The following is a 14,184-nucleotide window of genomic DNA, read 5'->3' as shown; positions in this document are numbered from 1 at the left end:
GTTTACGCCGCGCTTACCTGGGTGGAACTCAACGCAAATAATTTCTTAGCAGAGTGCTCGTGTATCAGGGTCGGGGAACCTGAAACGGGGGAGTGATGATAGCTGTGCAATATGTGGTAGCCGGGGGCGCGCACAGGTATGTCAGAATCAAATGTGGGTATCAATGACTTGGCCGGTATTTGGGTACTTGGTGAGTTTCATAAGAACCAACGCGGGTTCGACCACGGAACTACAGGGCTGTGATTACCATGGCGCCCATGTGTGGGACCGCCATATAGGGGACCGGAGGTAACAGGTATGGACTTCGGGGCGCTACCACCGGAGATCAACTCCGGGCGCATGTATGTTGGCCCTGGTTCCGGGCCGATGCTGGTCGCTGCGGAGGCTTGGGACGGGCTGGCTGCCGAACTGCACTCCGCGGCGGCCGCTTACGGCTCGACGCTCGATGGCTTGATGGTGGGGTCTTGGCATGGCCCCGCGGCAGCGTCCATGGCGGCTGCGGCTGCACCGTATGTGGCGTGGATGACCACGACTGCCGCTCAGGCCGAAGTGGCTGCCGCGCAGGCCAGGATTGCGGCGGGCGCATATGAGTCCGCCTTCGCGGGAACGGTTCCTCCACCGGTCATCGAGGCGAACCGCGCCTTGCTGATGACGCTGATTGCCACCAACATCTTCGGTCAAAACACTCCGGCGATCGCGGCGGCAGAAGCTGCATACGCGGAAATGTGGGCGCAGGATGCTGTGGCCATGTACGGCTATGCTGGCGCTTCTGCGATGGCCGCGCAGGTGACGCCGTTTACTGAGCCACCGCAAACGACCAACCCGTCTGGGGCTGCGAGTCAAGCAGCCGCCGTCGCGCAAGCCACCGGCGCCTCGGCTGCCACAGACATCGGGTCGCAGTTGTCCCAGCTGATCTCCGCGGTGCCGAATACGTTGCAAGGCTTGGCAACTACCAGCACACCGGCATCGCTTTTGCCGGGACTCACACTGCCCACAGGCATTGCTACCGACCTGGAAAACTTGACCACTATCTTGAGTACCCTCGTGGGCCCGTTCTCCCTTCAGGGGCTCACTTCTATTCCCGGTGGGCCGTTCCTGGCGTTCGGGCAGGTATACGCCTTCGTGCAAAACATGGTGGGTGTGCAAGCTTTCTTTGCCCCCGCGGAACCTGTCATAGGGGGATTGGCGCCGTTGGCGGGTGAGGCGAATCTGGGTGCCGCAGGCTTGGTGGGCGGACCGAGTGCTGGGGGCCAGGTATCGGGCTCCCTGGGCCGCGCGGCTTTGGTCGGCAGCATGTCGGTGCCGCCGGGCTGGACTCAGGCCGCTCCGGCCATGAGGATGCTCGCCTCGGAGCTACCTAACAGCCTGGCTGCGGTACCAGCCGCCTCGACGGCCAGTGCTGGCGAGACCGGAATCTTCAGCCAGATGGCCCTGTCGAGCCTGGCGGGACGGGCGCTGGGCGCTGGGGCGTTCGGTTCCGCGGGCGGTGGTGCCGCGTCACGGTCTGCTGGTGGTGTCGTCGCTGAGGCTGACCCTGCCGCAGCCACCATCATTGTGATACCGGCGATCGAGGACTGATGGCGATGACTGCGGCGATGACGGACAGCGGCCTGACGCTGGCCATCAAAAAGCGAACGATCAGGCAGGGGGTTTAAACATGTTCTACGCAGCGTTTCCGCCGGAGATCAACTCGGGTCGGATCTACGCCGGGCCGGGATCGGCGCCGATGCTGGTTGCCGCAGAAGCATGGGACGGGTTGGCCGCCGAATTGCAGTCGACGGCTGCGTCCTATTCCTCGGTAGTCTCGGGCCTGACCAGCGGCGAGTGGGTCGGCCCTTCGGAGCTGGCCATGGCGGCTGCGGTCGCGCCGTATGTTAGCTGGATGAGCGCCACAGCGGCGCAGGCCGCCGAAGCCGCGGCCCAGGCCGTCGCGGCGGCGAGCGCCTACGAGGCGGCGTTTGCTGCGCACGTGCCACCGCCAGTGATTGCGGCCAACCGCAGCGAACTTGCGACGCTAGTGGCGAGCAATCTTTTCGGGCAGAACACCGCGGCGATCGCGGCCATTGAGGCCCAATACGGCGAAATGTGGGTCCAGGATGCTATCGCGATGGACACCTACACTGCCTCGGCGGCGGCTGCTAGCCAGATAACTCCTTTCGTCGAGCCGCCGCAGATTGTCGAGGTGAGCGGGCTGGCCCGACAATCCGGCGCAGTGGGTCAGGCCGCGGCCACGTCGGCGGGCAACGCGGCACAGTCGATCCTGGCCAATGGCCCGATTTCGGCACTGCTGCAGTTCGGCGCGGACATCGCTAACGGCTACACCGACGCCGTGACGCAGATCCTTAACACACTTATCGGGCCAAACGCGGCAGATGCATATCTGACCGTATTCGGCGCAGTGAGGGCCGGCTCAGCCAACCTTGCGGTGCTCAATGATGAGGGCCTGCTCGTCAACCTTCCGATATCGCAGTCCCTCAAGTACGGCCAGCGGCCGAGTGCCTTTGCCGAGCTTCCGATAGACGCGTTGGGGGGTGGGCTTGGGGTTACGCCGAACTTCGGCCGAGGCATGCTGTTCGGCTCGGTGCAGCCAGATGATGTTGCTGCCAGTGTCGGGCGCGGCACCCTCGTAGGAAAACTGTCGGTTCCGCCGAGCTGGGCTGCGGCCACTCCGGAGATCAGGACGGTAGCTGCGGCGTTGTCGGCCGCTGGGCCGGGCGCGGTGTCGGCGGCGGCGGTCAGCCAGGGGAGCTTGCTCAGTTCGATGTCCATGGCGGGAATGGCCGGAGCGGCCTTTGGTGCCGGGGCGCCCAGCGCTGTGGCCGGAATCGGCGCCAAAGGCCGTGTCGCCTCGCTAAAGGACCTAAAAGACGGCCATTCGCCGGAGAAACTCAAGCGTCTGGTGGCGCAAATTTCGCAGAAACCCGAGAGTGTGCAGCACCACAGCGTCGATCAGGAAGGTCTCGATAGCCTGCTGGAGCAACTGTCGAGGAAGCCCGGCATTCACGCGGTGCACCTGTCCAAGAGCGACAAACCCAAAGTGGTGCCGTCCGATGCCCAGCTCGGTTAGCGCCGCGACAAGCACTAGCGCTGATCGGCTCCCGAACATTTCTGGGATAGCAGGATTTTGGCCGTTCCGCAGCTTCGGCAGAAACACTATCGGCATGGGAAGATGGTCAGCTATGAAGTCGCTGTTCGCGCTGCTCGGAGTCTCCGCCATGATTGGACTGGCCGCGCCCGCGCATGGCCATCCAGGCGATGGCACTGGCGACGACACCGGCTTTCTCGCTGCTCTGGATCAAGCCGGAATCACTTACAGCGACCCTGGTCGAGCCATTGGGTCTGCTCAGGCCGTCTGCACGTGCCTGAATGGTGGTGAATCGGGCCTGGAGCTAGTCCACGACGTGAAGATCCACAATCCAGGCTTCAACCTGGAGGCCGCATCGCAATTCGCTGTGATTTCGGCAAAGTATTACTGTCCCCAGCATCTAGACGAGGCCTGACTCAGCGCCGGGTCGGGCGTGACGGGCTTTCGCCAGGGGGCTCGGTAGTCGACCGGTTTGCCTCGGATCCAGCTGTTGTTAACCCGCGTGTGGTTAGCTTCCGCGGCTATCGTGCCGATGGGGAAAGGAGCGCGGACTCATGCAGAATCTGGGCGTTGTCGATTTCGCGCTGCGCCTGGCAGTAGGGGTGGGCTGTGGAGCACTGATCGGCTTGGAGCGGCAGTGGCGGGCACGGATGGCCGGGCTGCGAACCAACGCGCTCGTTGCCACGGGTGCGACCCTGTTCGTGCTCTATGCCGCGGTCACCGAAGACACCAGCCCGACGAGAGTCGCGTCGTATGTGGTATCTGGCATCGGGTTTCTTGGCGGCGGGGTAATCCTGCGGGAGGGATTCAATGTTCGCGGGCTCAATACCGCCGCCACCTTGTGGTGCTCGGCTGCGGTGGGTGTGCTGGCTGCCTCTGGGCACCTGGTGTTCGCGTTGATCGCCACCGGGACGGTAGTGGCAATCCACTTGCTGGGACGCCCGCTCGGCCGGCTGATAGACCATGACAACGTCGGTGAAGAGGACGAAGGTCTACGACCCTACCGGGTGCACGTGATCTGTCGGCCCAAGTCCGCCAAGTATGCGCGCGCTCAAATCGTGCAGCACACGACAAGCAACGACATCACGCTACGCGGCATCCATACCGGTCAGGCTTCTGGCGACAACATCGCGTTGACAGCACACCTACTCATGGACGGCAATACTCCTGCCCGGCTTGAGCGATTAGTGGCTGAACTGTCGCTGCAACCGGGCGTTTACGCGGTCGACTGGCACGCTGGTGAGCAAGCCAATCCGGAGCTGGCTACACCGCAAGCGGATTGAGCGTTGCCCCGTTAGGAGTCGTAGTGTGTTCGACGTGGGCATTTTCGCAGGCTGCTTGGCGATGGTGCCGGTGCCAATGCGGGATCCGGTGTTTCTTGCCATCCCGTTTTTTCTATTGCTGCTCCTCATCGAGTGGACAGCCGCCCGCAAGCTGAACGGCGCCGAGACCGCCGAAGGGTCTCGGTCGACTCCGGGCGCCTACCTCACCAGCGATTCCGCGGCAAGCATCTTGATGGGGCTGGTGTCGGTGGCGACCACGGCTGGCTGGAAGACACTCGCCTTGTTCGGGTACGCCGGAATATACGCATATCTGGCGGCCTGGCATTTACCTGTAACACAGTGGTACACGTGGGTTTTCGCGGTCTTCGGAGTTGACCTGCTCTACTACGCCTACCACCGCATAGCTCACCGGGTCCGGTTTATCTGGGCAACTCACCAAGCGCATCACTCGAGCCAGTACTTCAACTTGGCCACCGCGCTACGCCAGAAGTGGAACAACAGCGGCGAAATTTTGATGTGGATACCATTGCCGCTGCTAGGGGTCCCGCCCTGGATGGTGTTCTTCGGATTCTCGGTGAACCTGATCTACCAATTCTGGGTGCACACCGAGCGGATCGGTACGTTGTCGCGGGCAGTGGAGTTTGTCTTCAATACGCCATCGCACCACCGGGTGCACCACGGGATGGACCAGCTCTATCTGGACAAGAACTACGGCGGCATTTTGATCATCTGGGATCGACTGTTCGGTACCTTCCAGGCGGAGCTGTTTCGACCGCACTACGGTCTGACGCAACAGGTCGACACGTTCAACATCTGGAAGCTGCAGACCCACGAATACCTGGCGATCGCCCGCGACTGGCAGTCGGCGACCTGCCTGCGTGATCGGCTGGGCTACGTCTTCGGGCCGCCGGGTTGGAAACCGCGCACGGTTGGGAAATCCACTGGCGCCAGCCCGTTGTGGGCGCATTTGTAACGCTGCGACCCGACGGAGCGAAAGTCATACCGTCGGGGTTAGTTGAGCCGTAACCCCATCCTGCCAGTCGGCGCTGAGCCGACCTTGACGGATCGGAGTCCATGTTGCGCAGCGTGACAGTATCTGCCTTTGCCTATTCAGTGGCCGTCGCGTTTTTCGCGTCGGTGCTGTCACCGGCGCTGGCCCACGCCAATCCGGCGCAGGTGTTTCCAGGGATGGAGATCCGCCAGGACAACCATGCCTGCACGCTGGGATACGTCGATCCTGTGCTCCGAATGGTGGCGTCTTAGGACTGGTGTAAAAACGCTGGGCGCATGTTCCTGGTGGTCATGTTACGCGGCGGTGGTGTCGGTCGTGGTTGTTGTGGTGGGGGGATGCAGTGGGCGGGGTGGCTCGAGCAGTTGGTGGCGTAGTTCTTGGAGGTGGCGGCTGGTCGCTGATGTTTGGGTGACTCCGCGCCAGCCGCGGCTGGCGCGGTCGAGGACGGCCCATACCAGCGACAGACAGCTGGTTTCGCCGGGTAGGCGGCCGATGACCTTGACCCGGCGACGGGATTCTCCGAAGGTGCGTTCGATGAGGTTGGAATGGCGGATGCGTGTCCAGTGTTGGCGGGGGAAGCGCAAATGCACGCTCAGCGAGGCGAAGTCGTTGGCCAGGCAAGCGACCGCGGCTGGGTAGAGCCCGCGGTATGTGGTGGTGAACTCCTCGGCGCGGCGGGTGGCTTCATCCACGGCCTGCTGGCCGGGTGGCTGGTCAATGTCATCGAAGATCGACCAGAACGCGGCTTTGATCTCGTCCTGGACCGCGACAGGTGTCTTGGCGATGACGTTACGGCAGCGATGGATCAGACACCGCTGACGCAGGCTTGCCGGAAACGTGGTCTCCCATGCGGCGATCAGGCCCGGCGCCCCGTCGGAGATGCCCAGTAGCGGCGGGCGTAGTCCCCGGTTCCTCAGGTCAGCCAAGAAGTCGGCCCACGCATCAGCCGACTCCGCTGCGGCTGGGGCCAGCCCAATAAACAGGGGCTTGCCGTCGGTGCAGATGCCCCAGGCGGCCAGCACCGGCTCGGCCGGGGCGTTGGGATGCATCCGAAAGTTCGAGGCATCCAAGAACAGGTAGTCCAACACCAGCTCATCAAGGCGTCGAGACGACCACGCAGCGAACTCGTCTTTGATGGCCGCACAAATCCGGCTCACCGTCGAGCGCGACAACGCCGCCTGCGAGCCCAGCACCTCGGCCAACGCGGCCTCGATGTCGCGATCCGACAAACCGCGCACCCATCCCGAAATCACCAACGCCTCCAGAGCGTGGGTGCGCGTCACCCCGGCACCGAATAGCCGCGAACAGAACCGCTCGTCGGTGTCGCGTAGTTTCGGGCGGCATAATTCGACCGAGCCCATCGTGGTCTTCACCGTCGCCGGCGGTTGATACCCATTGCGGTACCCGCCCGGGCCGTCCTGAACCCGACGCTGGTGACGGGCTCGGCCCAACACTGCTTCTACCTCGGCCTCCACGGCGACCTGAAACACCAGACGCACCGATAACCGCCCGACCTCCTCCAAAATCTCGGTCAACGGCCGCTCGGTCGCGGCGAACAACTGATCCATCTCAACACGCACACGCTCAATCGGCGATACTCGCTTGGTCACGGGCGTAGCCCCTCCTTCATAGCTTTCGTCGGTTGCGACGGAACCTACGCCCGTGACCATTTACACCAGCGATGAGACGCGACCCTCCGAATCGCCTTTACGGCCGGGCATTGCCGAGGCGGCGGACCGGTTACCGACAAACACAACAATGTCATCGGCCATCTCGCAGCCTTCCGCGACAACACACCCAGCGGGTCAACCGTATTCACTGACCAAGTGATTACCGACTACGAGGCGATCGTGCTGGCCGACGATGTCTCAGTGACTGATATCTTGCCGAGCGGGCGCCCGCTGAGGTCAAACCCGGGCGTGGTGGTGAAGCCCGGTCAACCGGTGTGCCATTTCGGCATCAGAACTGGCGAAACCTGTGGAACCGTCGAGAGCGTCAACAACGGATGGTTCACTATGTCCGGCGGCGTCGCCAGCCAGAGGGGCGATTCGGGTGGGCCAGTGTACCTGGCGCCAAACGGGGGACCCGGACAGATCGTTGGGATCTTCAACAGTGTCTGGGGGAACCTTCCCGCGGCAGTATCCTGGCAGGCCACCACCGATGATGCCCGCGAGGATCTCGGTGTCTCGCTCCGCGCCTAGGGCCTAGCGCCAAACGAGCCCGCTGCGCTGGCCAGCAATGCAGAGCGGTGATCTCGGTTGTGTCAGACTGGCTGGGTGGGTAGACGTAGCGACTCGCGAGAACACATCGAGGCGAAAATTCTCGAACTTGGCCGGCGTCAACTCGTTGAACGCGGCGCGGCCGGAATATCGTTGCGCGCGATCGCCCGCGACCTGGGCATGGTGTCTTCGGCCGTGTATCGATACGTGTCAAGTCGCGAGGAGCTGCTGACTGCGCTGCTTCTCGATGCCCATTCTGACCTGGCCGATACCGTAGAGCGAGCTCGCAATGCCACCGCTGCTGATCTCTGGAGCGACGACGCTATCGCGATTGCACAGGCGGCGCGTCGGTGGGCGCTTGAACATCCTGCTCGTTGGGCTCTTTTGTTCGGGGGCCCGGTTCCTGGATTTCATCCACCACCAGAGCGCACCGCCGGGGTGGGTGCCGGCGTGGTCGGCGCGTTCCTCGACGCGATCGCCGCGGGGATTGCCACCGGAGACATCATGTTGACCAATGACCCCGCCCCGCAAACGATGTCGTCGGCCTTTGGCCGGATTCGGCAAGAGTTCGGCTTTCCCGGTGACGATCTTGTCATCGCTAAGTGCTTCTCGGTCTGGGCGGGCGTGGTCGGAGCGATCAGCCTGGAAATATTCGGACAATACGGTGCCGATCTGACCAACAGGGAGACAATGTTTGATACTCAGGTGCAGCTGCTCGTAGGGTTGTTGACCCAGTCGTGACTGGTTGGCCGGCGGGGCAAAACTAGAACGTGTTCACGTGAACTTGTCGGAGCCGTGGCTGCTCATAGGGGCAAAGTGCGTATCGGCTCCGCGGGACTATTTTTACCGGCTGGCAGACTGGGCTATCCTGCGAGGCAATGAACCTTCTCGTTCAATCACCCACGCAGATCGCATGGGTAACTGCAGACCTGGAAGCCACTGAAACGGCCCTCACCGGCCTGTTAGGGGTCCGGAAGTGGGTGCGAATTCCTGATGTGCACTTTGCGCCGGAGGCCTGCAGCTACCGGGGTATGCCTGCTGATTTTGTGGCGAGCATCTCGCTGAGCTATCTCGGCGACATGCAGTTGGAGCTGATCTCGCCGGTCCGCGGGGAGAACATCTATAGTGACTTTTTGCGCGACCACGGTCCGGGGTTGCACCACATCTGCATGGATGCCGAAAGCCCCGAACAGTTCGAAGCTGCGCTGGCCCAAGCGGTTGAACAAGGTGCCGCCGTAGTACAGCAGGGCGTGATGCCCGGTGGGATCCAATTCGCCTACGTGTCAGCGCCGAAGGCGGGAGTGCCGTTTGTTGAGATTGCGTATCTCTCGCCGGAGATCCGGGCGTTCTACGACTACATCAAACAGGAGCAACGGTGAGCACCGATATACCCGCCACGGTTAGCCTGGACTCGGTGGCGTCTTGGTCGGATGAGGTCGACGTCGTCGTTCTGGGGTTCGGTATTGCTGGCGGTTGTGCAGCGGTCAGCGCCGCTGCTGCTGGTGCTCGGGTGCTCGTGCTTGAGCGTGCCGCCGCCGCAGGTGGCACCACATCGTTGGCCGGAGGACACTTTTACCTCGGTGGGGGGACCGCCGTCCAGCAAGCCACCGGTCACCCAGATTCACCGGAGGAGATGTACAAGTACCTGACCGCTGTTTCACGGCAGCCTGAGCCCACCAAGATTCGTGCGTATTGCGACGGCAGTGTCGAGCATTTCAACTGGCTAGAGAACCTCGGTTTTCAGTTTGAGCGCAGCTACTTTCCCGGCAAGGCGGTGATTCAACCCAACACCGAAGGGCTGATGTTTACCGGCAATGAGAAGGTATGGCCGTTCGTTGAGATGGCGGTGCCGGCGCCACGCGGACACAAGGTCCCGGTGCCGGGTGATACCGGCGGGGCCGGTATGGTGATCGACTTGCTGCTGAAGCGCGCAGCGAGTCTGGGTGTACAGGTTCGCTACGAGACCGGCGCGACCGAACTTGTCATAGACGCTTGTGGCGCGGTAACCGGCGTGATGTGGAAGCGGTTCGCCGAAACTGGTGCGATCAAGGCGAAATCAGTGATCATCGCAGCCGGCGGGTTTGTGATGAACTCCGACATGGTCGCGATGTACACACCGAAGCTGGCCGAGAAGCCGTTCGTGCTTGGCAATACCTACGACGACGGACTGGGCATCCGGATGGGCGTGTCGGCCGGCGGCGCTACCCAGCATATGGATCAGATCTTCATTACGGCACCGCCATACCCCCCAGCGATCCTGCTCACCGGAATTATCGTGAACAAACTTGGTCAGCGATTCGTCAACGAAGACTCCTACCATTCCAGGACAGCCGGTTTCGTGATGGATCAGCCGGACAGCGCGGCCTTTCTGATCGTCGACGAAGCGCACCTGGAGCGCCCCAAGGTGCCCCTGATCCCGTTGATCGACGGATGGGAAACCGTCGTCGAAATGGAAGCCGCACTCGGCATCCCGCAGGGGAATCTTTCCGCGACGCTGGACCGCTACAACACCCACGCCGCGCTTGGCGCGGATCCCGATTTTCACAAGCAACCGGATTTCCTTGCGCCGCAAGACAAAGGACCTTGGGGCGCGTTCGACTTATCGCTGGGGAAGGCGATGTACGCCGGATTCACTGTCGGGGGACTGGCCACCTCCGTGGACGGCGAGGTGCTGCGAGAGGATGGCTCGGCTGTCGCCGGTTTGTACGCGGTAGGAGCATGCGCTTCCAACATTGCCCAGGACGGTAAGGGATACGCCAGCGGCACGCAGCTAGGCGAGGGCTCGTTTTTCGGCCGCCGAGCCGGAACTAAGGCGGCAGCTGCGAGTGCCAGCGCGAAACCCGATAACGCTGAGCAGGGTTAGGCGTGTGCCGGCTCGCTCTCAACCCGGCCCAGTCGCCATGGGCCGCCGCCGAGCAGTTCGAGTTCTCGTTCGTGGTGAAGTTCGACCGCTCGCCGATGACTTACGCTGACGACCACGCAGTCCGGTAGCTCCCTTCGAAGCATTTGGTAGAGCGCGAATTCCAGACCTTCGTCGAGCGCCGACGTACTTTCGTCGAGGAACACCGCGTCGGGCTTGGTGAGCAAGATGCGAGCAAAAGCGATGCGCTGCTGCTCACCGGGGGAGAGCACCTTGGCCCAGTCCCGTTCTTCGGCGAGCCGGTCACCCAGGTGGGCCAGGGCCACCTTCGTCAGCGTTTCGCGCACGGTGTCGTCGGTGATGTCAGTGGGTTCATTCGGATAGCAGACCACGCCACGCAGATCGCCCAGCGGCACGTAAGGCAACTGCGACAGGAACATTGTGGCTTTGTCGCCGCCGGGACGGTGCAGGGTTCCAGACGCAAACGGCCAGAGTTCGGCCAGGCTGCGAAGCAGTGTGGTCTTGCCCGAACCGGAGCGTCCGGTGATCACCAGCGAGTCGCCACGGTCCAACCGCACATCAAGTGGGTCGACCAGTCGATCGCCGGCAGGAGTGCGCACTTCGATATCGGCTAGCTCAACGCCCCCTTCCGCACTTGTCCGGGTCAGCACGGCCGGTAGCGCGCGGCCCTTGTCGTTGGCATCGACCAGCCCGTGCAACCGGATGATCGCAGCACGGAAGCCGGCGAATGCGTCGTAGTGGTTCCGGAAGAAAGAGAGAGAGTCGTGAATATTCCCGAAGGCCATTGCTGTCTGGGTGACATCGCCGAAGCTGATCTGGCCAGCGAACAATCGCGGCGCCTGGATCACCCAGGGCAACGGGACGATTGTCTGGCTTACCGAGAGGTTCCAGCCATTAAAAGCGATGCTACGGTTGACGTATCTCCGGTAGTTGATGATTACCGGCTTGAACCGTTGTGATAATTGCGCACGCTCCACCTTTTCGCCGCGGTAGAAGCCCACTGCTTCGGCGGCGTCTCGCAATCGCACTAGGGCGTAGCGGAAAGCGGCGTTGAGCTTTTCGTTGCGGAAGCTGAACCATATCAATGGGCGCCCGATATAGAACGCGATGATCGTGGCGAGCAACACGTAGATGATGACAGTCCAGAACATCGCGCGCGGGAAAGATAGTCCGAAGATCTTTAGTTCCCCCGAGAGATTCCACAGAATTGCGGTGAAGGAAATTACCGAAATAATAGATTGGACGGCCCCGAAGAGAAGTGTGCTGCCCGTCCCGTTGGAGGGGGCGTTTGGGATGCCGCCGGCCCCCGCGGTGAAGATGTCAATGTCCTGTTGAATGCGCTGGTCGGGGTTGTCGATTGTTTCGTCGATGAACAAGTCGCGGTAGTAGGCCCGGCCTTCGAGCCAGTCATCGGTGAGGTGGTTGGTTAGCCAAACTCGCCATGCGATGATGAAACGCTGCATCAAATAGATGTCAGCCATCACACGGGCGACATACAGAACTGCCATCAAGCAGAAAATCTGTATTGACATCCAGAATCCGCTTATCCCAGAGCGTTTGACTTTCTCGTCGCCAGCGGCAATGCCTTGGAATGCTATTTGCAGCGCCGTGTACAGATCATTGCCTTGATAGCTGAACAGCACATTCAGGCGCACTGCCAGCACCACTGAAAGCAGCAGGACACCAAGCATTAGCCACACCCCGACACTTCTGGGGCCGATGAAGTATGGGTGGGTGATTCGCCAATATTGACGGCCCCAATGCGTGAAGTAACGGAGCAGAACGAGCACGGCCAAGACGCAGACCGCGCTGATCGCCCACGCTTTGGTGGTCCACCAAAGGGAATCCAGGAACGCCGCGGACCAATCGATGGACGGGGTAAACGGTTTCGGGCCCAACGTCAAAGTCTCCTTACCCGGCAGATGTACTGGATGGTCCCCAAAAGAAATCCTCTGGCGAAGGTACCCGAAGGGGGTGGCTAGGCTGCCGATATGAGTACCGACGCCGTCCCCACCGAGACCATGCATGCTGGCCGGCTCATCGCTCGTCGGCTCAAGGCCAGCGGTATCGACACCGTGTTCACCTTGTCAGGCGGTCACCTGTTTTCCATATACGACGGCTGTCGGGACGAGGGTATCCGTCTGGTCGACACCCGACACGAGCAGACCGCAGCCTTCGCCGCGGAAGGCTGGTCGAAGGTGACCAGGGTGCCGGGTGTGGCAGCTCTAACCGCGGGCCCAGGCGTTACCAACGGGATGAGTGCGATGGCGGCCGCGCAGCAGAACCAGTCGCCCTTGGTCGTACTCGGTGGCCGGGCTCCTGCTCAGCGATGGGGCCTGGGGTCGTTGCAGGAGATCGACCACGTGCCGTTTGTGGCGCCGTTGACTCGCTTCGCAGCGACCGCGGGCTCGGCCGACGAAGCCGGCAGGCTCGTCGACCAGGCGCTGCGAGCAGCAGTCGCCGCTCCGTCGGGCGCGGCGTTTGTCGACTTCCCAATGGATTTTGTGTTCGCAAACTCGCAAGACCCCGATGTTGAATCCCGTCCGGGTGCTCTGGTGGACGCGCCCGCGGACCGCGTTCCGGATGGGCAAGCCCTCGACCGTGTCGCAGGCTTGTTGTCGGCGGCGCAGCGTCCGGTAATCATGGCGGGAACCAATGTGTGGTGGGGGCACGGGGAGGCGGCACTACTGCGTTTGGCCGAGGACAGGCGGATCCCGGTGCTAATGAACGGAATGGCCCGCGGCGTGGTACCCGCGGACCATTCGCTGGCCTTCTCGCGGACGCGGGCAAAAGCCTTGAGCGAGGCGGACCTAGCGTTGATCGTCGGCGTGCCCATGGATTTCCGGCTCGGTTTTGGCGGGGTGTTTGGGGCGCAGACACAGCTCGTCGTCGTGGACCGCGTCGCACCCGACCGCGAACATCCGCGGCCTGTTGACGCAGGGCTCTACGGGGATCTGACAACAATCTTGTTGGCGCTGACTGAGCCTGTTGGGCCCGTTCGAACGGACCGTCAGGACTGGATCGACGAGCTGCGGACCGCCGAGACCGCGGCGCGCGGTCGCGAGCAAGCCGAACTCGGCGACCAGCGGGCCCCACTGCATCCGATGCGGGTGTATGCCGAGCTGGCCTTGATGCTTGATCGCGATGCCATGGTCGTTATTGACGCTGGAGATTTCGGGTCGTATGCAGGTCGGGTGATTGACAGCTATCTGCCCGGCGCCTGGCTGGATAGCGGTCCCTACGGCTGCCTCGGCTCGGGTCCTGGCTACGCTCTGGCCGCCAAACTGGCGTGGCCGGATCGCCAGGTTGTGCTGCTGCAGGGCGATGGTGCGTTCGGGTTCAGCGGCATGGAATGGGACACCTTGGTGCGGCACAACGTGCCGGTGGTCTCCGTGGTCGGCAACAACGGCATCTGGGGCTTGGAGAAGCACCCAATGGAAGCGCTGTACGGCTATTCGGTAGTGGCGGAATTGCGTCCGGAAACCCGCTATGACGAGGTGGCGCGTGCCTTGGGCGGCCACGGTGAGCTGGTATCGGAGCCCGCAGAGCTGCGCCCGGCACTGGAACGCGCTTTCGGTAGCGGGCTGCCGGCTGTCGTCAACATCCTCACCGACCCGGCGGTAGCCTATCCACGTCGATCGAACTTAGCCTGATTAGCCAGACGGGGTTACGGGAACCGCGCACGTTTGATCAACGCGTACCGT

The 14,184-nt window shown here is 62.4% G+C and carries 12 protein-coding genes and 1 pseudogene; 11 read left to right on the top strand and 2 right to left on the bottom strand.

Annotated elements, in window-relative coordinates; all coding sequences use genetic code 11:
- Window positions 1–297: 297 nt before the first annotated feature.
- From ACO07W_RS21840 to ACO07W_RS21815, 6 genes are all read left to right on the top strand, one after another.
- Entirely contained in the window at window positions 298–1,578 is a 1,281-nt protein-coding gene (locus ACO07W_RS21840) for a PPE family protein (RefSeq protein WP_421845644.1), read from the top strand.
- A gap of 79 nt (window positions 1,579–1,657) precedes the next feature.
- Window positions 1,658–3,067: a PPE family protein gene (locus ACO07W_RS21835; protein WP_421845643.1), complete on the top strand. Its 1,410-nt coding sequence runs from the start codon at window positions 1,658–1,660 to the stop codon at window positions 3,065–3,067.
- 112 nt (window positions 3,068–3,179) lie between these two features.
- Complete coding sequence (locus ACO07W_RS21830) at window positions 3,180–3,500, top strand: DUF732 domain-containing protein (protein WP_421845642.1); 321 nt, start codon at window positions 3,180–3,182, stop codon at window positions 3,498–3,500.
- A 139-nt stretch (window positions 3,501–3,639) separates the two neighbouring features.
- Window positions 3,640–4,368, top strand: a complete 729-nt coding sequence (locus ACO07W_RS21825; RefSeq protein ID WP_421845641.1) for an MgtC/SapB family protein — start codon at window positions 3,640–3,642, stop codon at window positions 4,366–4,368.
- Window positions 4,369–4,429: 61 nt separating this feature from the next.
- On the top strand, window positions 4,430–5,341 hold the full coding sequence (locus ACO07W_RS21820; protein WP_421846164.1) for a sterol desaturase family protein: 912 nt from the start codon (window positions 4,430–4,432) through the stop codon (window positions 5,339–5,341).
- 113 nt (window positions 5,342–5,454) lie between these two features.
- Window positions 5,455–5,631, top strand: a complete 177-nt coding sequence (locus ACO07W_RS21815; protein ID WP_421845640.1) for a hypothetical protein — start codon at window positions 5,455–5,457, stop codon at window positions 5,629–5,631.
- A 42-nt stretch (window positions 5,632–5,673) separates the two neighbouring features.
- Here ACO07W_RS21815 and ACO07W_RS21810 read toward each other — a convergent pair whose 3' ends face one another.
- Complete coding sequence (locus ACO07W_RS21810; protein WP_421840071.1) at window positions 5,674–6,948, bottom strand: IS256 family transposase; 1,275 nt, start codon at window positions 6,946–6,948, stop codon at window positions 5,674–5,676.
- 117 nt (window positions 6,949–7,065) lie between these two features.
- On the opposite strand from ACO07W_RS21810, the pseudogene ACO07W_RS21805 reads away from it, so the two are divergent.
- The 4 genes and pseudogenes from ACO07W_RS21805 to ACO07W_RS21790 form a co-directional block, all read left to right on the top strand.
- Window positions 7,066–7,581 (top strand): annotated as a pseudogene (locus tag ACO07W_RS21805) (hypothetical protein); the annotation flags it as partial.
- Between the two features lie 75 nt (window positions 7,582–7,656).
- Entirely contained in the window at window positions 7,657–8,340 is a 684-nt protein-coding gene (locus ACO07W_RS21800; RefSeq protein WP_421845639.1) for a TetR/AcrR family transcriptional regulator, read from the top strand.
- Between the two features lie 137 nt (window positions 8,341–8,477).
- The gene (locus ACO07W_RS21795) at window positions 8,478–8,978 is read left to right on the top strand and encodes a VOC family protein (RefSeq protein ID WP_421845638.1); all 501 of its coding nucleotides are present in this window, start codon (window positions 8,478–8,480) and stop codon (window positions 8,976–8,978) included.
- Window positions 8,975–10,462, top strand: a complete 1,488-nt coding sequence (locus ACO07W_RS21790; protein WP_421845637.1) for an FAD-binding protein — start codon at window positions 8,975–8,977, stop codon at window positions 10,460–10,462. The genes ACO07W_RS21795 and ACO07W_RS21790 overlap by 4 nt, the downstream gene beginning before the upstream one ends.
- Here the strand turns inward: ACO07W_RS21790 and ACO07W_RS21785 are convergent.
- Window positions 10,459–12,378 (bottom strand): ABC transporter ATP-binding protein/permease, encoded by a 1,920-nt coding sequence (locus tag ACO07W_RS21785; RefSeq protein ID WP_421846163.1) that lies wholly within the window; start codon window positions 12,376–12,378, stop codon window positions 10,459–10,461. The genes ACO07W_RS21790 and ACO07W_RS21785 overlap by 4 nt on opposite strands.
- A 93-nt stretch (window positions 12,379–12,471) precedes the next feature.
- On the opposite strand from ACO07W_RS21785, the gene ACO07W_RS21780 reads away from it, so the two are divergent.
- Entirely contained in the window at window positions 12,472–14,133 is a 1,662-nt protein-coding gene (locus ACO07W_RS21780; RefSeq protein WP_421845635.1) for an acetolactate synthase, read from the top strand.
- Window positions 14,134–14,184: the final 51 nt, after the last annotated feature.

Source organism: Mycobacterium sp. (assembly GCF_965230835.1).
In the GTDB taxonomy this organism is placed as follows: domain Bacteria; phylum Actinomycetota; class Actinomycetes; order Mycobacteriales; family Mycobacteriaceae; genus Mycobacterium.
The sequence above is the reverse complement of the archived record's forward strand: the minus strand, read 5'-3'. Positions and strand labels throughout refer to the sequence as shown.

Bases quoted from the DNA above. Each gene is read 5' to 3' on its own strand.
- ACO07W_RS21840 (WP_421845644.1), top strand. From the start codon at position 298: ATGGACTTCGGGGCGCTACCACCGGAGATCAACTCCGGGCGCATGTAT.
- ACO07W_RS21835 (WP_421845643.1), top strand. From the start codon at position 1,658: ATGTTCTACGCAGCGTTTCCGCCGGAGATCAACTCGGGTCGGATCTAC.
- ACO07W_RS21830 (WP_421845642.1), top strand. From the start codon at position 3,180: ATGAAGTCGCTGTTCGCGCTGCTCGGAGTCTCCGCCATGATTGGACTG.
- ACO07W_RS21825 (WP_421845641.1), top strand. From the start codon at position 3,640: ATGCAGAATCTGGGCGTTGTCGATTTCGCGCTGCGCCTGGCAGTAGGG.
- ACO07W_RS21820 (WP_421846164.1), top strand. From the start codon at position 4,430: ATGGTGCCGGTGCCAATGCGGGATCCGGTGTTTCTTGCCATCCCGTTT.
- ACO07W_RS21810 (WP_421840071.1), bottom strand. From the start codon at position 6,948: ATGGATCAGTTGTTCGCCGCGACCGAGCGGCCGTTGACCGAGATTTTG.
- ACO07W_RS21795 (WP_421845638.1), top strand. From the start codon at position 8,478: ATGAACCTTCTCGTTCAATCACCCACGCAGATCGCATGGGTAACTGCA.
- ACO07W_RS21780 (WP_421845635.1), top strand. From the start codon at position 12,472: ATGAGTACCGACGCCGTCCCCACCGAGACCATGCATGCTGGCCGGCTC.